Genomic DNA, 21,835 nt, shown 5'->3' on the forward strand with positions numbered 1-21,835 from the left:
TTAGACAATAAAAAAGCCTCGTCAGAGGCTTAATTACGCAATTAACATTATTTGTTGACCGATCTGCGGTAACTCTAGTTTAGAAGTAGTGAACCTGTATGGTAGCTTCTCATATATGCTTTTAAAACTAAGAGAATTTCTAAAAAAATCAAAGCTTTTAGTGAGTTTAAAAGTAATATCGCCACTTGATAAGATTTGAATTTCGTCAATCATAGGTGCTGCAGCTTGCTTCGCATCTGTATCAATCATAAATGATAAATCACAAGCTTCACGCATGATCTGGTTGATAGTTTTCTTATTAAAATCTAGACCTGTAACGTGGTTAACTTTTTCAGCTGATACAACGTATCTACCGTCTTCTGCAGAATAAAATGCATTTAAATTATCAACTAGAATAAGCAATTCGGCAGATAAAACACCTTTTAGCAAAATATCAGACGAGCCAGAGCTAAACACATTGAAGTCAATGAGTATTTTTTGATGTCTAAGACTAAATGATTGATATTGCATATCTCGAATTCCCATAGGCATTCTGAGTAGACATTATAGCATCAATTCGTTAATTAGACTACGATTAAAAGCATTTTTAACAGTAATTTCTTAATAAATAAGACTATGAAAAACAGTGCCTTATATGAGTAATATTCACAATTACAATGTAAGTTAACCAATGTAATACTTGATCAAATAAATATGTGCTCAAGATAGGCACCCAGCGAAACTTTTTTATAAATGGTTTGTAAACTTTCTTCCGTCCTAATGACGTAAGTTATTGTTTTATAGTGGTGCCAAAATACGAGCGAAACTTTTTTATAAATGGGTTGTAAACTTTCTTCCGTCCTAATGATGTAAGTTGTTGATTTATAGTGCTGGCAAATTTCGAGCGAAACTTTTTTATAAATGGGTTGTAAACTTTCTTCCGTCCTAATGATGTAAGTTGTTGATTTATAGTGCTGGCAAATTTCGAGCGAAAGTTTTTTATAAATGGGTTGTAAACTTTCTTCCGTCCTAATGATGTAAGTTGTTGATTTATATTGCTGGCAAATTTCGAGCGAAAGTTTTTTATAAGTGGGTGTAAACTTTCTTCCGTCCTAATGATGTAAGTTGTTGATTTATAGTGGTGCCAAAATACGAGCGAAAGTTTTTTATAAATGGGTTGTAAACTTTCTTCCGTCCTAATAGCGTAAGTTATTGATTTTACTTTTTTGTCCAGATCCAATAGCTCAACTATCATAGATAGTATGTTTAGTATGTTTTAAGGTTAGGTTATAACTTTTTGGCTGTACCTAACTTCCAGCGAAAGTTTTTTATAAATGGGTTGTAAACTTTCTTCCGTCCTAATGACGTAAGTTATTGATTTATAGTTGTGTCAAAATACGAGCGAAAGTTTTTTATAAGTGGATGTAAACTTTCTTCCGTCCTAATGGCGTAACTCATTGATTTTCTGTTATAGTCTGAACTCAGCGAAAGTTTTTTATAAATGGGTTGTAAACTTTCTTCCGTCCTAATGGCGTAAGTTATTGATTTGTCGTAAAACAAGCTAAATAGCGATCGTTGGGTCATATATAAGGGCTATTCCTCATAAAATCTGAAAGTCTTTATTATCAAGGCTCTCAGGAAATTGGAGAAGTTATCCGCAACGTTTTGAATTTAATTTGCGCTCAAATGAATTTAATTTGCGCTGGAAGTATTTTTTATTCTATTTAATTTTATTATAAACAGCGACTTACAACACTTGCTAGTTTGCAAATTTCCAATATTGCAAAAAGCTAAAAAATGAACAATATTTTACTCATATTTTTAAATTCATTCTAATATACAAGAACTTAATTTGTGGATAGAATTTAATAGGAAAGTGGATAAAAACATCAAAAACCAGCTAAAAACGCCTTATTTTCTAAAAATTCAAATTCAATTTGCGCTCAAATGAATTTGATTTTCGCTCGTACCATTTGTGTTTTTCCGTACTAATCCTGTAATATCATGAAAAATAAGCATAAAAAATGTCCCTAATTAACTTCCCTTAATTAGAAAGATAATAAACAAAAAATTTCTTTTTAAAAATTTACTCTTAAACTTTTTAATATATTTTTTAATTTTTTATTTGCCTCCTTAGTATATACCAATGAGGTTTTGTAGTATTTTATAAATAGCTTGAGTCAATGACCAGCAATCAAAAATATAAAGCGTGGAATTTAAGAAATGAGTAAAAGTGATAATACGATTAAACGTATCGTCATGACTGTAGATCAATTTTACAAACATGATGAACAAGACGAGCTGTATGCATACGGCTTTGATATGTCTACCAATGAACCAGTTCGCATACGAATGAGTTCATCTGAAGAATTCACGAAGATCATTAATAAACTCAACAAGCATCATACTGAGAATGTTTCAGTAGATGAAGTCCACGCAAAATTTGATTCTGGACGTAACCAACGTACTTCATTAGACACACATAATCGCGGTGCTAACCGTGGTCGAATTATCTGTTTTGACAAATGTGTTGACTCACCCTACGAATCTCTTGACGGTTATAAAACTTATGTTGCTCAGTGGTGCAACGTAATGAGTAACAACCCGAATTCACAATTAATCAAAGCAGTCACTTCTATCAATGTGCATCAACAAAAAAACGGCGATTTCTTTGTTAAAGCTCAAATCATTGAAGATGCAGCACATATGCAAGTGCCCAATGTAAAAATTAATTCTCCAGCACTTCATAACGCTATTATTAAAAATAATTTACAGCTTCTTGTTAAATCTTTATCGAATAGTACTGACAACCAACCTGAGCGCATTCCATTTTCAAAAATTGTTGTGCGCTATGAGTCTGGTTCTGTATTAACTACAATCCCATTGATTCCAACCTATGACAGTGCTGATCGTGAAAGTGTTAAGCAATTCGCTAAGCCAGATCCGTTGATGCAACGTGGCGGTATTGATAAAACTAAAAAGTCTTATCGGGTTGCTAAAGATCCGATTGAAAGTATCAAAGATATTTTGAACGGCAATGACTTTCACACCGCAACTTTTGATCCAAATTTTGTACCATCCAACCAGCATGAAAAAGACCAGTTCGATAAACAGGCTCAGAACGTTTATGTTATGGACCAGGCCCGTATTGCCCTGTTTGCATTACTTGGCGATCGACAAATTAAAGTGTTCTACAATGAAGATGTAGACAAAGAAAAAAATCAAAATTTAAAACGTCTTTACGCTGGCTTGGTGAGTCAAAAATTACTGCCTGAGGTTTATCATGGCCAACAACTACAACTAGGTGCGCTTTACAAAGACACGTTCTTAAAGAAATTTTTCAACAATAAAACGCCTCACGCTGGTTTTCGCAAGGTAGATCCAGAAATAGATTTACGTACTGGTGAGGGTGTTCGTGGTGTTGGTGCACCTCCCCTAGTGAATCAATTTACCGATGACTACGGCAATCCAAAACCGCACGACTTAAATCCTCAATTTTTAAGTCAAGTTGATCGTCAGACCATGAATAAATTGACGCATGCAAAACAGCAATTTGCTGAAGCGTTTATTGTTATTCAACCACACCAACGGAACTCGAATAATTGTTTTGTCTCGTTTATCGAGCCTGTTGAACTTACTCAAACCCGTATGAATGCGTTGAACTTTTCAGAAATTACGGTAGAGCATGTACAGCAACATAAAGCTTCAATCGATAGTCCGTTATCTAAGAACTTCAACCACGATCTTTTACCTGATCCACAAGAGTTAATGATGAAAGTCAGACAGCCAGAAATGGATGTTAAGAAAAGCCAAGAAAAGGCTGCGACTTCTGATGTCTATAACGACATGACTTTTTAATCAAATTTAATAATTCTTCTTCAGGTTCGCTATGACTACTCATGATTTAAACGAAAAAATTAAATGGATCGACTTATCACAAGCTGGTGTATATCTCGATGTACGGCGTGTTGGCCAGACGGATAGCCAATTACTCTTATTGGACGTTCAAAAAAAACTATCTAAAGAAAATTTGAATAACATTGGTTTTACACCGATGAAGTTTGAGGCTTATCCTCACTTTGACGGTCACTTGTATCAATACAATTTGAATGAAACGATCAAACCAAGACTGTTTCATGAAGTTTTGGGTATTCCAAAAGAATTTATCCGTAGTGTGCTTGCGACTCGCCAAGAATTGCATGATTTGTTCAATGCCCAAGCAAAAACATTGGTGCCACAACGATTGAACGTTGCGTTGAATAGTGCAACTCCACTCGGTTATAACTCTGATGGCAACAAAATCTATGCTTCAGCTCATAACCGTTTTTACGTGAATGCCCAAGGTACGCAAATACCTGAAGGTCCTAATGATCAGCCGTCTAGTCTGTACTTACGTGCGACCAAGCAAAAAGATTTAAAAGAATGCTTAAGAGGCTATATCTATCAATTAGAACATGAAACAAAGAGCCATAATCACCAGGACTTTTTAAAGTTTTTAGCTCTAATCACGCAAGCCAAAAATGCTGACGTTGATGTATCCAAGGTAACAGATAAACAGATCCATACTGCAGAAGAAGCGCTTGAAACAGTGATGGTCGAAAAGTTAGGTGAGCTTGATTTTACTGAGAGCTCATTTAAAACGAGTTTAGCGTTATACAATCGCATGCCGACTAAGACCATGCGAAACAATACGATTCGTATGTTACAGCAATATTCGACTCCAATCCCGATGTCACTTGTGGCTCAGCGCTTATTGATTGAGGGTGATAACCGAACAAAACAAAACTTTTCCGTGCTCGAGCCAACTGTGGGTAATGGATCTTTAATCGGTTTATTAACCCAAGAGCGTAATGCTTCTGTCTATGCGGTTGAGTTAGATCCCAAACGTGCTGAACGTACAAAAGCACTGACTCAAAATTATGAATGCACGGTTGTTACTGCAGATGCTACACAAATTGATTTTGAGCAAACGTTTAAGCAAAAAGTTGACTATGTGATTGCCAACCCTCCTTTTGGTGCTATGGATAAACTAGAACGTGTTGCACCAATTTTGGTTCAACAGCGTAACGGCGTAGATCCAAACCCATTATTGGTAGATCCATCAGAAAACGTCTGGTTCAGTACGGATAAATTGGACCATGCCATTCTGGTTAAATCACTAAACGCACGAAACGATCAAGGGCGTTCAGTTTTCATTATTGGCTCAGATAAACAGATTTCAGATGGTACGGTTGAGCGTAAATCAAAGAATTTACTTAATTATCTCTATAAGCATTATGAAGTTGAGGCGGTTGTAGAAATCCACGGCAATGCATATGCACGAAACGGCGCTAATCAAAATGTTCGTATGTTAGTGGTAGGCAATCGTAAAAACGAACAAGCGTTACTACAAACTTACCAATCTTCTGTGGTACCAGATAAGTTGAAAGTCATTACGGACTATGACGAACTTTGGGGATGGGCTAATAACGTAATCTATAATCGTTTGAATCCGAATAAGGATCTATACTTCAAGCCAACTACTCCGACTCCAGTTGAGCAACAAGCACAACAAGCACCAGTGGTTGAACCTGTTGTTGAGGTTAAGCCTGTTGAAAAAGAAAATGACGATTTGTTTGCCAGTCTAGGTGATGAACAGCCTGTTTCGCCACTTGAAGATATTGCATCAAGTGTAACGCCTACGTCTGCAGTCACTATGTTTGATGAAGTCGTGGTCGCTAAAGAAGAAGAGATTAAGCAAGAGGAAGCTGTCAAACCAAAACCGATGTTTGGTCGTAAACCTAAATCAAAACCGAATAAAGTTTCTTTTGACTTCGGAACCGTTGAAGTTAGTACGCAAACAACCAGTTCAGATGATGATGTACCTACACCAACTGAAGCTACACCAACGTTTGAAAATGAAAATGACAATGATTTCGTGCCTGAGGTAAAGAATCCGCACGAGAACCAAAATCTGGATGAAGACCTTGACGATGACGTTAATCTTCAAGTAGGTGATACCACGGCGACCAATGAGGGTGAAACACCTGAACAAACACCAGCTGAAGAACCAGCGGTAGAGCAAGTAAAACAGGAACCGGGTTTAACTGCTGAAGAGATTGCTAAGTTAAATTCTGAATTAGCGATCGGTACTGAGCAAAAAGAAGAACCGACTGTTGAATCTGACCAATCAAATTTACAGCCGATTGTTCCTGTTCCTAATGCTGAAAACACAACAGAACCAACTCCGGAAAATATATACCAAGTTAAGTATATACCGATGTCTATGGCATCTGAGCCAATTGCTTTAGTGGCTAAAAACCAGATTAAAGCGATTAATCAGGCAAATGCTCAATTGACTACACACATCCAAAATGTATTAGGTTTTGGGGGTATCAATTTCCAAGCTGAAGTCGATAATGGTAACTACCCTACTCTTGTTGATGCCTATGTCGCTAAGAAATTGCAATATGACAATTTTGATGCACTAAAGTCCGCTTTTGCATGTGAACAGGTCGATGCGGTTGCCCATATCATTTTACGTTTTGACCAAAACTTACCTGTGCTTATTGGCGACCAGACGGGTTTAGGTAAAGGTCGTATTGCAGCTGCGTGTTTACGATATAGTGCGTTAAGAGGAAAGCCCCCTGTTTTCCTTACAGATACAACGCAACTCTTGAACGACATTTGGCGTGATATTGTTGCTACAGACAGTGACAAGTTCTTTAAAGATCCGTTTATCTTTAACTCGGATGCTGTGATTAACCGCTTTGGTACTGAAGAGGTTTTATTCACTGGCCAAGATCTACCTAAGGAAATTGAAGATATTCCAGCGCAACATGACTTGGTATTGGCAACGTATAGCCAATTTAACCGACCAAACCGGAAACGTGCGTTATTGACTCGTTTTATTAATCAAGACACTGTTTTGGTGATGGATGAAACGCACCGTGCAGCATCCTTGAAATCAGCTACAAGTCAATTTTTCTTAGATGTTATTGATCAGACCAATCTAATTAATTTCCAGTCTGCATCGGCAATTAAGAAACCTGAAAATCTTGAATTCTTCCATAAATTGTTCCCTCGATCCGTATCTCGTAATGACTTACAAAAGGTTATCGATAATGCAGATGGTCCAATTTTGGAGTTTATTTCTGAAGGTTTGGTAGACAGCTCTGCCATGATTCGTAGAGAGCAAGATCTCTCGCACATTACCATTCAAACCTTTGTGCCAACTGAAGAGGAAATTAAGAAATTTCACAATTACTCAGATGTTCTTTCTGACATCTTGACGGACATGGTGAAATTTTCTAAAGATATTCGCCTCGATGCGCTAGAAAACATTGCCAATGATGATGATGCTGTTGCCAATTTAGACTTTCATCAGGATTCAGACGATCCGAAAAACCGTTTAAGTTTGAGTGTGATGAACTTTGGATCTCGAATGTACCAGATCCAAAAGCAATTCCTATTGGCATTGAAAACTGACTCTACAAGTGATGCTGTGATTCAGGCATTACATGAGGGTAGAAAGCCCGTGATTGGTTTGGAAAATACGGGTGAGAGTCTATTCAACATTTTGATGCAAAGTCGCATGGAAGCGATTTTAAAAGCAGATACGGCGCAAGACGTTACCGCTGATTCGCCTGAAAAAGAAAAAGCGTTTAATAACTTCAAGTCGGTATCGTCAGAAATTGAATTTCTTGAAAATGAGCTTCAAAAACTCATGATCAAAGAAAACCGTGACGCTGGCGATGAAAAAGCAGCGAAAAATATTCAAAAGGAATTGACTAAGCTTGAATATAAGCGCGGTAGCTATCTGCAAAGTCAAATTTCTGTTTTAGATGAACTCCCACAATTCCGTGACTTGCTTGAAGTGATGTTAGATCGCATCGATGTGGTGAAAGCTGAAGATAACTACGGTAACTCGTTCGTTAAGAAGCTCAGTACGGAAGTGACATTTAATGAAAACGGCGATCCAGTGGTAAGTCCGTATAAAATCATTTTGGATCGTATCAAAGAAAAGATTCAAAAGTTCCCTGACCTACCTTTGATGCCTTTGGACGTACTACGTAACAAGGTGACAAAAGCTGGCTTCAAGATTGATGAAATCTCTGGCCGTCAGATCCACTTAACGGAAACAAGAGACGGCAAATGGAAGGTTAATAAACAAGAGAACAATACGACACAAGGTAAGATTTTGGTTCAATCAAAATTCCAATCTGGTGAAATCGATGTTGTTATTGTGACTCGCTCTGGTTGTACGGGTATTTCTCTACATGCAGCCAAAAACCCTGATCCTACAATTCCATCGGATCACTTGCGCCAACGTGAGTTGTTTTTCTTGCAAAAACCTGAGAACTCTACCGATACGATTCAGATGATCGGTCGTGTGGGTCGCCGTGGTGAAGAATCACATCCGATTATGACGACAGTAGATTCGGGTATTCCAGCAGAAACACGTATGCACTTAATGATGATGCGTAAACTGTCTACCCTATCAGCGAACGTCTCTGCCAACTCAGAAACCAAGTTTAACGAAAACGATTATCCTGACATGCTCAACTACATTGGCAACCGGGTAGCGTTGGACTATTTAAAAAATAACGTAAACTTGGCGAACACACTTGATATTGATATTTCGGATGATGAAAAAGGACCATCATATCGCACGGCGCAAAACTATCATGTGAACCAGTTGCTATCTAAACTGATTTTGATGCCGATTAGTCAGCAAGAACAGGTTTATCAAGACTTGGTTGTTGACTATAACGATAAGATCCGTGAATTAGACTTGTTGGGTCGTAACCCTCTCAAGACCAACTTTTTAGACTGGAAAGCTAAAAAAGTCCGTGAGTTTGAAGTGAAGGACAACTTCTTTACCGTGACTTCAGAAACAGAAGCAGCCAAGATCAATACCTTTGATCTACCTGTGCGTTTTGAAGGTCTGCAATACATTGAACATGTTGAGCCATTACGTGCTGACAATCTAAAACTCATGTTCAAAGAAAGTGATGATTATCTGGTGCGTCAATTTAAACGTATCAATGAAAACATCAATGAAACGGTACACGGACTACTACACTATGCCTATAACTTTGAGGCATTGATGTACCAAAAATATGAAGGCTTTGCTAAGCAAAAGTTATTTTTCAAAAATGGGCAAATGCGTGGTGAAGTGATTCGTGATTATCGACACGAAGTATTTGATCATTTCGGTGTTGTTGAAGCCAATGTAAAACACATTGATGATATTCAATTTCGTAAACCTGATGATCACTCTGCAGATGCTTTTGAAAAAGTAGCTGAAGCGGTTTATCTTGCCAATGATCCTATTTTGACCTCTAACTTTGATCGCATGTATCGAATTGTTCAGGATCTAAAATTCTTGGCTCGTTCTATGGAAAGGAACGAAAAAGAAGGTCATTCAGCGCATGGGTTATTGTTCCTTATCTCAAAACCTAGTCTTTTTGATGATGAAGTGACGCCAGATCACAAAACAGGTGCTTTGCTACGTCTAGACCTACCGCCGTTACGTGTAGGTGCAATCACACCGAATGCGGTTAAGCTTGATTTGGTTTACCCTGGTGATAAGAAGTCGTTTAAAGTTCCACTGATCAATTACACCATGCAAAATGCCAAGCAAGACTTGGATTGGGTAGCTCCAGTGAGTGAAAAAGGACGTATTATCCTAAAACGCTTCAATCCTGAATTTTATTCTTATGCTGATGTGAATAGACGTCATGTTGAGGATCGTCAACCCTTGGTGAACTTATTTACTGAACAAAACAATTATTCCCGTTATACGCGTACCTATTTTGAGAAAGCGCCGTCTGGTGATGTCACACGACAAGCGATTACCTTAACGGGCAATATGTTCAAGGCACATAAGATTGTCAGCTCACTAGATCTACGACATTCAACCGTTATATTTACCGATGCTGATGGTATGCGTAACCGTGCGTTATTATTGCCATCAAATACACCAACTGACTTGTTTGAAAGCTCTCTTGAAAACCAAGTGACGTTTAAGCAAGTTAAAGAGATTGCGAACTTCTTTAATCAATTGCCTGTAAACATTGATTTCAACCGCAATAACTATGTGGGTACTAAGGTTAATTTCCCGTACAAGAAAGCAAGTATTGAGTTCTACTACAACGGGTCAGACTGCTTTAATGTGACGGTGAAATCTGTTGCAAAACAGTTCAATCGCTTTATGTCGAATACCAACGTATTCCATGATCCTAAAGGCGGTAAAACAGATGAATCGTTGAACATCCACTTTACTGAGCCAGGCCGTAATGAGTTTAGATTTGCGCTTGATCTCAAGGATGTTGAACGCTTTGTTGACGAGCTGGACAGTACAACCAAAATTGAAGCTGCCTTTTTGGATTTAAAATCTAAGCTTCCTGATGGTAATGATTACTTTTTAAATGAAATTAACCGTATGCTTAATCCTCCAGAAGAGCCAGCTTATAAGGCTGAGTTACCTAAGGGTAAAACCTTAGATAACGATCAAGAAATCCAGCAATTATCTTTCTAAAACCCTCCCTTAAAAGGTATATACCAGACCATACGTGAATAACAATTACGTGTGGTCTAGTTCGTATATACCATGTATCATATCCGTGACGATCACATTGACGTTTTAAAAAACAAATACAGGTATTTTATGTGCAACTCTAATCCCTTAGAGGAATCTTCTAATAACTCAGATTTAGTGGATTTTGACAGTGAATTAGACATCACAACTGGTTTTAATTCTGACTTTAAAGAAGACTTTATTTGGAATGTTGATACAGATTCTAAAAAGGACTCTTAAAACCAGGAAGGCCACCTGTCATAAGGATCAAATATGGACCAAAGCCCTAAACAAGATAATTTTGACGAGCAAACACTTGATCAACTGCAAGACGGCCAATCATTAACTTTCAATGAGGGCCTGGAACAGTGGGATGATTTAAGTTTGGACGGCGTGGAATTTCAATCCATCCAGCCTACGCCACAACAAAACAATGTTGCACAAGATCAATCGCAACAATACCAGTCTGAACCATATCCCAATGATCCCCTATCTGAACCTCCATTAATGGAAGAACCGCCAGTCATGCAAGATGATGGGTATCAAAATAATCAGTATGATCAGTATGATCAGTATGAACAATATGATCAGCCTATGGGCGGTAACTCTGTACCTCCTGGGCACCCAGATTATGATTACGCTCCCCCTCTTGAAGATACTCGGTTGAACGATGATGAACCGATGTTTTTTGACGAAGGTGATTATGAGCGTAGTAGTTACCCGAATTACGAGAATGAACGGTCCATCATTCCTGAAAACACGTTTGATCTTTCCGCTGTCACTGTCAATGATTTAGCTGAACTTGATCCTGTTCTGATTGGTAAAGTATTTGATGCACTTGAGCAAAGAGAGCCAGCCAGTCAATTAGAATTCTTTGCAGACATCGGGCTTGATCTGCAGAATGATGATGATCTTAAGTTTATTGCGGCTCTGAATAAAATCCAGACTAAAAACGCACTGGACCAAGGATTAGGCAATATTGCTGAAAATAACAGTTCATTGCCAGTTGAAGACCGTGTTTATACAACTGCAGACTCTAAATTATACCTATCAGACAATGATCCTGATTTCCTCCTTTCCAAAGAAGAGAATCCATTTGAAGCCGTTCAAGTGGCTGAAAAAACCCTCTTTAACTTTGAGACAAAATCTTTTATCACTCAGCCCTACTATGGTTTAAGCCTGAAGGGTGCAACTAAAGAAAATGCCCTCAACTTCCTGAGTAATCGTCAATTCGCGATTGAAGGCCTGATTAACCAAAACCAAGTCGTGCGTGAAGCAAAACAGCAGATCTACAACGAAGTTACGGGTGCACCGAATACCTATTTTTCAGGTGAATTAACCGATAAAAACCAAATTAACGCATTGATGCGCCAAGTGCGTGACTTTTGCTTAATTCGTGGGATTGAAGCTGAAGAACTTGGCTTAGTGCCAAAATCTATCGTCATGGATCAATGGCGTGTGAATAGCGACCATACAGCTGCTCGACTTGAACAACTTGAGATTCACTATCTTGAATTCAATACGGACACGTTAACCAAGGAAGTAATTCAGTTATTAGAAACCCGTGAACATAGCGACCAGTTACAAGCTGCTCTACTTTTGAAAGAACATAAAGAAAATCAGAAGACTAAAGAGACAGTAAAGGAAGATGTTGAATCAGCTGATCCGAATGCACCAAAAGGTACACCAAAGAGCACATTAAACATTGCTGGTGGTCCACAAGACAAAGCAAGTTTGGCTGCAAGTAGCGTTGCCTCTAAAAGCTTTAAGGATATGCGAAATGAGGAAGGTAACGAACGTCCTCCTTTAGCGCGTGAAAATAGCCACGGCCATCCACGAACGGTCGCTGATGAACTCGCTGCGCTCAGTGCAAAAATGATTGCAGTCATGATTGAACTGGTTAAGAAAACAATCAAGTTGATCATTGCAGCGATTATGGCCATGTTCAACAAGAACAAAAGCCTTGATAACCTGAAAAACATTTGGGATAAACCAATCAATCCTGATGTTACCGTTAAAAGTAACCATCCAGACGCACAACAACCCGAACAGCTTGCCAATACAGCCGATAAATCAAAATTGACTGAACTTGGTAAGAATGCCGATATTTTAAAACCGATCTCTAAAGAGCAAATGTTGCCTCTTTTAAACGATCCATATACCACTCAACTGAATAAAGACCGTGACGGCGTTACCTTAGAAGAATTCGATCTAAATGTCGGTAAAGTCTATGCCATTGACGGTGAACAATACATCGTGATTGATGTAGTCGGTAAGGATTCTGTCGAAGGTGTTGAATCCTCTACCCCATTTATCAAACTAGTTAAAGAAGCAGATTTACCGCCTCAAGTGGAAGGTAGCGATGCACCTACCCCGATTACGCCGTTCTATTTAGAAGCGATTGAAGACAAAGTAACGTTTCTCTCAATTGAAGAACTGCATGAAGGCATTAAGTCTGAAAAGATCCATGAGTTTGAAGGTCGCTTTTTTGAACCCATTTGTTCTCAGTACTTAGAACAAGCACGTATGTTCCTTGGTGCCGAATATCCATTAGGGCAAGATCCAGAACAAATGACTGAAGAAGCCAAAGCTTCATACAAAGATCAGTTTATTCAACGTGCCTATCAATCAGGTCAAATAATTTCGGATCAAGTAAAGAAAGTCAAATCTAAACTTTCAAACCTTTTGGGTAAGTTTAAAGGCAATACTGCAGAACAGTCGGCAACTCAATCAGCACCGCAAAGCCAAGACCAAAACAATGACGGTAAACCAATGAACCCTTATGACAGTATTTATGTTGATCATGATTCTGACTTAGAAGCATTCTTTAAAGACCGTCACAACAATGTTTCTTATGCTGAAATTGAACAGTTTGTCGGTATGGTTTATGAAGATGAAACAACCCAAACCAATATGGTTGTTTTGGATATAGCTTCCGATAATCTGGATAAACGTGCGATCGTTGTGCCTCTTTCGGTGATTGAAGATCTCGAAAATATCACTGAACAAGATGTGCTTTATCTTAAAGACATCGTGAATGAATCCTCTACCGTTCCACTGTATGAGCTGGAGTCTGTCGAGCCGATAGACGAGTTAAATGCGCTTGGTAAATTTTCAAGTGAATATTTAGACAAGCTCAAAGCCGATACCATCAACAATACTGCAGAACAGACTAATACTTATGCCAGATCTGCCGAACGTGAACTTGAACTTTCAAAAATGATTTTGGAAGGCAAGCTCAGTGTTGTAGGTGCCATGGTGAAAACGGATTACGGTCAATTCGTGGTACTGACTTCAGATTCGGAAGGTCATAAATCAATTGCACCCGAATACAACGCCGTGGCCATTACTAACCTTGATCGTCAAATTACCACGGAAGATATTATTAATGCCGGTATTACAACGATACCGCGTAAAGATATTTTAGAGTGGAATACTGTCACGGCGCTCAATGAAGAATCTGCCAATCAGGTGACTTATTTAGATCCTGAAGTTTACCAGGCAGTAAGTAATGCAATTCATCAAAATCGCGAAAAAGAATTGATTCAAACTTTGAGTACGTTACAACCCTCTGCAGCACTCAATAGCATCGGTTCAAAAATCATTACGCAAGATGGCAATACATATATTGGTCTATGCGCCAAAGATGATGGCAAATCAGGCGAGTACTACGCCGTAAAAGCTCCAGATAATCAACTCTCCCCGATTGGCGCAAGCTATATCAATGATGTTGGTGTTGAAGTCATTAGCCGTAGTCAAATTGCTGAATTTCAGAATGCGGAAAATAATCAGCAACAACTAATCAGCCATGATGTGTTTGTTACATTGCTAAATGCAGTCAATAACAGCAATGAACAAGAAGTACTTCACCTCTTCTCTAACTTGGACCAGGTGAAACAACAAATTAAAGATTCGTTATTCAGCGAAAAGGAAAGTGAAAAAGTGATTGAACAAAATCAATTTATTGAACAACTGAAAAACAATAACCTTGTGAAAGCCGATCACATTAACGCGCTTAATCAAATTGCTGATCAGATTCAAAATACGCAACTGAAAAATGTTGTTAAAGGTATGGCCTCAACCGTTGTTGCGCCTGAAAACTCTCAAAACGAGATGTATGTTCAAAGCTTTCTACATCTCAACCAACGCCTAGACACGTTACAACAAGATTTAAAGCTTCAAGCAGCATCAAATCTTATGAATGCTGAATATAAGCAACTTTTTGAATGTATGGATGATCATCTAGTACTACCTACTGCGTATGGTGATGCCAAGTTTGTAAACCTTAATAGTGTTGAGCCTCGTATTGTTGAATTTAGAAACTCGGCTGAAACAGGTCAAATCTTTGACAGCTTCAACGCCGTGATTGCCGAAACAGGAAACGTGGAAATTGCGCTTCAGCACTTAAAGCAAGAGATCTTAACCGATCACTATATCGCTGCGATTCATGAGGATGTGAAGTTACACCGTCTAGAACAGCAAGACATGGAAAAAATCAAAGAAGTGAATCAGATCCTTGAAGCTGATTTTGATAAAACTGGCCTACGCTTAGAAGCGCTCCAAGATGGTTTGAATCTCAATACTAAAAACTACTTAGACCAAGTAAAGCTTGAGAAAAATACGACATCTCAATTTTTGAGTGACCTTGATAAGCATATAGATTTAGAAGTCGCACGTAGAAACGATCATGACAATGATCAAACATTGGGGCGTTAATCATGGATCTCTATAAAAACGTAACTGGCGACATCGATGCGATGATTACTTTTGATAAAATCTTAGGTGGTTTTGGTCAAAATACAGTGAATACCACGCGTGAGCGTGTTCAAATCAACTCTAAGCATGAAAAGGTAGAGCGTGAGATTGAAGGTGCCAGTCCGTACCTTAAAAGCGATTATGAGCTATTTGTCGAGCATCACAATATGTTGATGCAAGAGTATCGGGCAACTCAGCTACATTTACGCAATATCTTAGAAAAGAAAAATGAGGTTAAAAGCATTCAAAAGCTTGCGGATCTCTGCGAACGGCACCAGTGCTCCAACATCGCTCAATTATTCGTTGAAAAAAATGAAGATGAATATGTATTGCAATGCTTTCAAGACTTTCAGCAAGACTTAGAAAACAATAATGCTCTCCGAAAAGACTTTAATCACTTTTCAGACTCGTTTGAAGCCTACCGATACAATATGGAGATCTGTAATAAGCTTTCTGGTATCGATCAGCCGTTTACCCTTGAACGTCCGAATGACAGACAGTTGAATTTCGTTATCCATAGTCATGAAAACATCAATAAAACATTGTTGGACTATCAGGCGAAGATCATTGAGCAACAAACAACTGTAGACCAGCTCAAGCAAGATGCTTCCTATACTGCCCTATTTCCGATCGCAACCAATGATAAGAACATGTTCTCAATTGCAGCGACCGAAGTTTATGTAGAACAGTCACCAAAATATCAAGACTATCTTAAGGTCATTAAAAATGAGCTTAAGAACATAAACGAAACGGGTAAAAATACGTTTAGTCAGCATTACAAAGATACTATTACGCAAAGCAATCTTGAAAACGTTAAAACTAAAGAAAGCGCTTCAACTTATAGCAATGGGTTTTAATTAATTTTAAATAAAAACATTTAGGGTGTTTTAAGATAGAATCTAAATACCCTTTAATGGAGTTAAACATGATTCAAACTAAAATCACTGAACCGACAAGAACGCCGTTTAATCCTCATGGTTTTGCAGATGCAACGCCTTTACATGCGTTTTACTTGGAATTATTAGAAAAGGGATTAATCCATAAAGCTCTTGAAGAAGGTAATTTGGAATTTGAAAACCAAAACTTGTTCATGACGATCGATTGGGAATCAATAGACGTTCAAATGGATGCTTATACGTTTGATGTGAAATTAGATATTGTATGTGGCGTCATACTTGATGAACAAAAAGTCACGAATAGCATTCAAGTGTTTATTAATGAGCAAACTTTGTTTATAGCTTCAGCTAAAACCTTTAACCCTAAATCTGGTCTAACGCAAAGTCTTAACTTTGATATTCCTTTACGTGTTTTAAGTCAAATGGGCTATTACGCCCTACCTCTCAAAGAGGACTAAATCGTGGGAATGAGCATAGAAAGCCAAAACATAGCATTGTCTCAAGAGCCTACAACCTTTGTACCAGAAGCTTTTGTACACTCTATTAACTACTTTTGTCAGACCTTAGAGAACACTTTTCATTTTGATAAGCGTTCACTCAATTTCTTTGAACCAGGTACACCAAAAGAATACGGCTTGTATCTTACTGAACAGCATTGCCTTGTTTTTTTGAATGCTTGCAGTAGTGGCTATCTTGGCGAAACACGCAAAGTTACCAGCTTCACCGCTTTTGTGCTTTTAAATCAAAAAAATAATGAATCTGAAATGCTCGACATCACGTTAAACGATCCAAAACGTGTAGAGGAACATTTCAAAACTGCGTCTAAAGATCAGATCAATATTTACTTAAAGAACGTGCATGAATTAAGTAATTTTCTGAAAAATAAGTACTCGGATTCAGGTTTTTTAAAAGATATTGTGACTGAGGAAGGTTTTTCTAAAACCCTAAAGCCATCGGTTTTACAGGAATGCTTAAAAGAGGAAGTAGAGCTAATTAATACTTTAATGTGTTTGGTTAGTACTCAGTTTATATATATTACGACAGCTATTATTTTTAAGCGTCCTATTTTAAAAGAATTCATAAAACTATGTTTAACCAATGAGAAGTATATACTACAATATGGTGAAGAATGGTATTATGATTCTATATATAAGTTCGCTAAAAGGATATATGAGTTAAAACACCTTATAGCTACCTTATATTTAAGTAGTGAAGCTGTAGTAAAAGATGTTGTAGTGCTTTGCGAACTTGCTTCTAAAAAACATTAATCATAACTCTTTTAAAGGGCTAGATATGCGTAACAATCACAAGAAAGCTAAAAGGCTACAACAAGTTCGGGGCAAGACTTTAAGGACTAACCCTAATCTACAAAATGTTAAGCCAGCTTTTAAAACTAAAAGTGCTTTAAGCATTTTTGTTGCTACCGTTATTGGGTGTTCAAGTGCTATTGCAGTTCAACAAAGTTCCGTTGCTTCTGTTACCAGTAATACTCAAAACATGGGTAACTTAAACATCGCAACATCATCGACCATTGCAAGTAGCTCTGGTGGTGATACGCCTTTGTCGAATTCAAATAGCGGATATTATTCGTCTACCAGTTCTAATTCGTCATTCAACTCTACTGCTGCTGAAAACAACTTCATGGCGGTTAAAAAAGGTGAACAAGCAGCTGCTCAAAACATTCAAACCAATATTGAATCATGTGCAACTGATGGGATCGGTAAAGTCGTTAAAGACAACTTAGATCTACAAATGACGGTTTGGGGTCGTCCAATCGATATTAACAAAATGTTCAGTCCAGCTAGTCAAGGTGGCTGTTTTGCTGACATCGGTAAAATCATTGACCTTTCTGTGACTATTCCATCACTTGATACAATCATCAATGCAGCGCAACAAATGGTTGTCGATTACGCGACTAAAAAAGCGTGTGACGCAATGAAAACTGCAAGTACTGAACTTGTTGGCCCATTGAATGATGTTATAGGTGAAATCAACAAAGCTGGTCAATATACTGATGTATCGGGTGCGCTTGGTACTGCTGTGAATGGTCAACTTGGTAAACTTGATCCTGGTCTAGTTATGCCTAGCGGTGCTTTTGAGGGTGGAGATACTTATACAATCAATGGTAGTAGCTCGACTAGTCCAGTTTCTTATTCAACTGATCAAAAAGCCAGTACTAGCACACCGTCTAACGCAAAAACTTCAAGTTCAGAATCTACTTCTGTCACCCAATCAATTAAAGACTTTTTCTCTTAAGTTGGGGGTGGTATGAAAAATAGAAATAATCTGCGTAAAAGAAGAATTACTGTTAATCAGTTTTCACCTGTTAAAGCAATTGCGGTGGGTACTTTAACGGTTGGTCTATTATCCGTACCACTTTTTACCAATGCTTTTAGTCTTGGCACTATCCTTTCTGAGCTTGCAATACAAGCTCAGCAATTGATGGTACGTTCTGCTGTGCGTGTATCTACTCAACAAACAGCGGTCAGTGCAAATCAAATTGTTGATAACCAAACGCGTGATTCAGAAATGATCGTTGCTGGTATTCAAAGTGTCGATAAAAATATTGAGATCAAAAAAGCGATTTTAAATTCTGGTACGAATGCTGCCCTCCCTGATTCAGCTTTTTGTACGGCTCTTGAAGAACGTGAACAAACCGATCTCAATAGAAACTTAAAAGACTTTAACGTTTCTAAATACATGCAAGATGTTTCAGGGAAACTTTTCTCAAATTCAACAGATGAAGCAACCTCACCATATGCGTTTCACTTGGCGACCTCGTGTGGCGTAGAAGAAGCAAAAATGGGTGTCTGTAATTTGATTCCAAATGGTCTGCAGTATGGCGACATTGATACTGCTTTTGTTTTTTCTCGTTCTCGACTTTCTGAACAGCAAGCGACTGTTGCATTGAACTACTCGTCAATTGCATCTAACAACGTTGTTCCAGTCGGATTGATGGAATGCTCTTCATCAACTTGCGTTGATTTTCAAAATAAATACATGGCTGGAAGTACTCTTTCATCACTGGCTAACTATTCGGTGGCTAATAATGTGATGCAACGCACTACACCAAACTCCAATGCTTCAGCCAAATTCTTTGAGTAATGACTATGAGAAAGCGTAAAAATACTTTAAGACAGCCTAAAGGAAAATCAAAGTTTGTACCTGTCATTTTAGGTGCAACTTTGGTGATTAGTAGTCCTGTTTTTGCTGAATGGGCTACGGTTGGTTTGGGTACGATTATGAGCGAGATGTCTTCTCAGATTCCTAAGCATGCAAGCAACCAAGCAAATGATATTCAACAAGTATCTCAAAGTACCCGTAGAAAGTTAGATGATTCGACTGAAAACATCGTTGCAGCGCTTAAAGTTGCGGTGAAGCAAAAGGCGCAAGCTGCTAACCAAATTACCGATGCGACAACTAAAAACACCCAAACTATTGCCTCTGGTATTCAAGCGCTTTTACAGTCAGATACCATGAAAAAAGCACAATTTGCTTATGGCGCCAATACTGGTCAAGGCTTTAAGTCTTGTGAGGTTTTGGCTGAAAATACAAATATGTCGAGTGCATCTGGTCAAGTGATTGATCAAGCAGCTGATATGGCGACTCAAACTTCTCAAGTCGGCGGTAAATTAGTTGGCTCTCAACAGGAAGTGATTAATCAACGCCTAAACGTGCATAAAGCTGAATTCTGTACGGTTGCTGAAGCACAAGCTGGTCAATGTACGTTGTCTAAATTACCGGGTGGCGATACCAATGCTTCCCTACTGTTTAAGTCTGTTGCACCTGGCTCAAAAGAAGCTCTTGCAAGACATTACGTGCGTGAAAACATTTTAGGTACACCAGATAAATCATTGTCTAATGCAACGGCACGTACTCCAGCTGGTCGAGATTATTTGCAAGCAACCAACCAAAAAACAGCTTTACTTGCTATGCCAGCGTATAGCTTGGCGGTTATTGACGCGCAAAATACAAAATCATTCAAAGATATTGACGGCAAAATGGTGTCTGCCAACGATTTGATCGACCAAACAATCGCACGTTACTACGGTGGTCCTGAAGCTAAAAAATGGCAAATGGCGATGGCGATGCAAGATCCACGCGGTCTACTTAAAGAAGCCAATATCATTAACGGCGTTTCTGTTTATTTAGATCTTCAAACTTACAAGCAAAGTTTGCGTGAAGAAGGTTTATTGTCTGCATTACTTTTAGCGAAATCTCAGCCGATAAAAGATGATGTGAAAACGAAATACGGCCAGTCAGTGAAAGTTAAGCTTTCACAAACTATGCCTCAATTTTAAGGAGACTAAATAATGCGTACTCCGAAAAGAACATCACGTAAAGTTATGAAAGCGCCACAAGCGCACGGCTCTCGTTCAAAAATTAGTGCACTCGGTTTAACCCTCGCCATTATTAGCGGTTCTGCATCTGCTTATTACTGTGCTTCCGTGGGCAACCCGATGGCAGTAAATACCTTGAATATGCTTATTCAACAGGCTGATGCGGTGGAAAGCGCTGCGTTACGTGCGTTGGACACAAACTTATCTTTGGGCATTAAAAAGCAACAAGATGATGTGACGGCAGCGATTAAGATCCTGACGAAACAAGAGGCTGTATCTGCTCAAGGTATTTCAGATAACGCACATAAAAACGCACAAAGTCTTGTAACGGCGTACCAAGCTGTTAAACAAAGTGAGCAAATGAAAAAAGCTCAATTTGAGTTTGGTGCACATGGCCAAGCATTTAAAGCGTGTGAAGTTTTAGGCGATCGTGAACAAGCTCAACAAGACAATAAATCTGCTGATAGTTCAATTTTAAATAAAGTTGGCTCTGAAGTGGTTGCTGCGCCTGGTGTCTACATGAACCCTCACAAAGCACAAGAAGCTATGTTACAAGCTCATAATGAGTTTTGTACCACTTCTCAGGCTGCGTCTGGACTATGTGGTGCTGCTGGTGAAAATGCTGGTCTAAGTTTACAAGCTTCAACTTTATTCACGACTGCAGCGCCAGACACGGCGATGGCTCGTGCTCAAAATGCATTGATCAACAACATGGTTGGTCTACCTGATGCTCCAATTGACGGTAGAATTGCGAAAACATCTGCTGGTCAAGATTATGTGATGGCTAAACTGGCGAAAGATGCTTTAACTTCTCCAGCAATTACCTCTTTGAAAGCAATTCAAGCGCAATACTCCCCTGTTGCTGGTGGTGGTACCAATAGTCATGATTCAAGTACCAAACTTGCACCGATGCAACACTTGGAAAAAAGTGTCTCTCGTTATTTAGGTTCAGGGCAAGATTACAAAGACTTTGCTAAATCACAAGCGATTAAAGATGAACGTGGTTTGATGGTCGATGGTTTAATTCAAAGTACTGAACGCTTGAACTTGCAATATCAACAATACAAGTCAAATGAACGTAAAGAAGCGGTATTGGCTGCGCTAGTTTCTGCTGAAAGCAAATTAACTGACGGCTCAATTGAAGTGACTGATCGTTCTAAGTCTACGGGTAACATTCGTAGGATTGCACTTTCACAAGCAATGGCAAGTAAATAGCCTGATTTTTTCATTATCAGGCTGATAATGAAAAAAACTTAAAAAAAAGGGATGGTTTTAAGCCATCCCTTTCTTTGTTTAAAACCCTT

General features: G+C 38.5%; 11 protein-coding genes. 10 read left to right on the forward strand and 1 reads right to left on the reverse strand.

The features are described from left to right. Positions 1–33: 33 nt before the first annotated feature. Complete coding sequence (locus MZO21_RS13630; protein ID WP_005005780.1) at positions 34–510, reverse strand: hypothetical protein; 477 nt, start codon at positions 508–510, stop codon at positions 34–36. Positions 511–2,202: 1,692 nt separating this feature from the next. Here MZO21_RS13630 and MZO21_RS13635 point away from each other — a divergent pair. The 10 genes from MZO21_RS13635 (at position 2,203) to MZO21_RS13680 (ending at position 21,746) form a co-directional block, all read left to right on the forward strand. Further along, the gene (locus MZO21_RS13635; RefSeq protein ID WP_005005782.1) at positions 2,203–3,837 is read left to right on the forward strand and encodes a hypothetical protein; all 1,635 of its coding nucleotides are present in this window, start codon (positions 2,203–2,205) and stop codon (positions 3,835–3,837) included. Between the two features lie 31 nt (positions 3,838–3,868). Further along, complete coding sequence (locus tag MZO21_RS13640) at positions 3,869–10,501, forward strand: strawberry notch C-terminal domain-containing protein (RefSeq protein WP_005028698.1); 6,633 nt, start codon at positions 3,869–3,871, stop codon at positions 10,499–10,501. A 312-nt stretch (positions 10,502–10,813) separates the two neighbouring features. Next, complete coding sequence (locus MZO21_RS13645) at positions 10,814–15,256, forward strand: hypothetical protein (protein WP_005028696.1); 4,443 nt, start codon at positions 10,814–10,816, stop codon at positions 15,254–15,256. Positions 15,257–15,258: 2 nt separating this feature from the next. Further along, complete coding sequence (locus MZO21_RS13650) at positions 15,259–16,152, forward strand: hypothetical protein (protein WP_005028694.1); 894 nt, start codon at positions 15,259–15,261, stop codon at positions 16,150–16,152. Between the two features lie 68 nt (positions 16,153–16,220). After that, on the forward strand, positions 16,221–16,649 hold the full coding sequence (locus MZO21_RS13655; RefSeq protein WP_005028693.1) for a hypothetical protein: 429 nt from the start codon (positions 16,221–16,223) through the stop codon (positions 16,647–16,649). Positions 16,650–16,658: 9 nt separating this feature from the next. Next, positions 16,659–17,459, forward strand: coding sequence for a hypothetical protein (locus tag MZO21_RS13660; protein WP_024160804.1), 801 nt, complete (start codon positions 16,659–16,661; stop codon positions 17,457–17,459). A 25-nt stretch (positions 17,460–17,484) separates the two neighbouring features. Beyond that, the gene (locus MZO21_RS13665) at positions 17,485–18,447 is read left to right on the forward strand and encodes a hypothetical protein (protein ID WP_005028689.1); all 963 of its coding nucleotides are present in this window, start codon (positions 17,485–17,487) and stop codon (positions 18,445–18,447) included. Positions 18,448–18,459: 12 nt separating this feature from the next. After that, on the forward strand, positions 18,460–19,296 hold the full coding sequence (locus MZO21_RS13670; protein ID WP_005028686.1) for a hypothetical protein: 837 nt from the start codon (positions 18,460–18,462) through the stop codon (positions 19,294–19,296). Between the two features lie 5 nt (positions 19,297–19,301). Next, a complete protein-coding gene (locus tag MZO21_RS13675) occupies positions 19,302–20,492 on the forward strand; it encodes a hypothetical protein (protein ID WP_005028684.1) in 1,191 nt (396 codons plus the stop codon). Between the two features lie 12 nt (positions 20,493–20,504). Continuing rightward, a complete protein-coding gene (locus MZO21_RS13680; protein ID WP_005028681.1) occupies positions 20,505–21,746 on the forward strand; it encodes a hypothetical protein in 1,242 nt (413 codons plus the stop codon). The last annotated feature ends 89 nt before the right edge of the window (positions 21,747–21,835 follow it).

This window comes from Acinetobacter portensis, from assembly GCF_023158935.1.
GTDB classification, from domain to species: Bacteria; Pseudomonadota; Gammaproteobacteria; order Pseudomonadales; family Moraxellaceae; genus Acinetobacter; species Acinetobacter faecalis.

Excerpts from the sequence above, each read along its gene's own strand:
- MZO21_RS13630 (WP_005005780.1), bottom strand. The coding sequence starts at position 510 with ATGCAATATCAATCATTTAGTCTTAGACATCAAAAAATACTCATTGAC.
- MZO21_RS13635 (WP_005005782.1), top strand. The coding sequence starts at position 2,203 with ATGAGTAAAAGTGATAATACGATTAAACGTATCGTCATGACTGTAGAT.
- MZO21_RS13640 (WP_005028698.1), top strand. The coding sequence starts at position 3,869 with ATGACTACTCATGATTTAAACGAAAAAATTAAATGGATCGACTTATCA.
- MZO21_RS13645 (WP_005028696.1), top strand. The coding sequence starts at position 10,814 with ATGGACCAAAGCCCTAAACAAGATAATTTTGACGAGCAAACACTTGAT.
- MZO21_RS13650 (WP_005028694.1), top strand. The coding sequence starts at position 15,259 with ATGGATCTCTATAAAAACGTAACTGGCGACATCGATGCGATGATTACT.
- MZO21_RS13655 (WP_005028693.1), top strand. The coding sequence starts at position 16,221 with ATGATTCAAACTAAAATCACTGAACCGACAAGAACGCCGTTTAATCCT.
- MZO21_RS13660 (WP_024160804.1), top strand. The coding sequence starts at position 16,659 with ATGAGCATAGAAAGCCAAAACATAGCATTGTCTCAAGAGCCTACAACC.
- MZO21_RS13665 (WP_005028689.1), top strand. The coding sequence starts at position 17,485 with ATGCGTAACAATCACAAGAAAGCTAAAAGGCTACAACAAGTTCGGGGC.
- MZO21_RS13670 (WP_005028686.1), top strand. The coding sequence starts at position 18,460 with ATGAAAAATAGAAATAATCTGCGTAAAAGAAGAATTACTGTTAATCAG.
- MZO21_RS13675 (WP_005028684.1), top strand. The coding sequence starts at position 19,302 with ATGAGAAAGCGTAAAAATACTTTAAGACAGCCTAAAGGAAAATCAAAG.
- MZO21_RS13680 (WP_005028681.1), top strand. The coding sequence starts at position 20,505 with ATGCGTACTCCGAAAAGAACATCACGTAAAGTTATGAAAGCGCCACAA.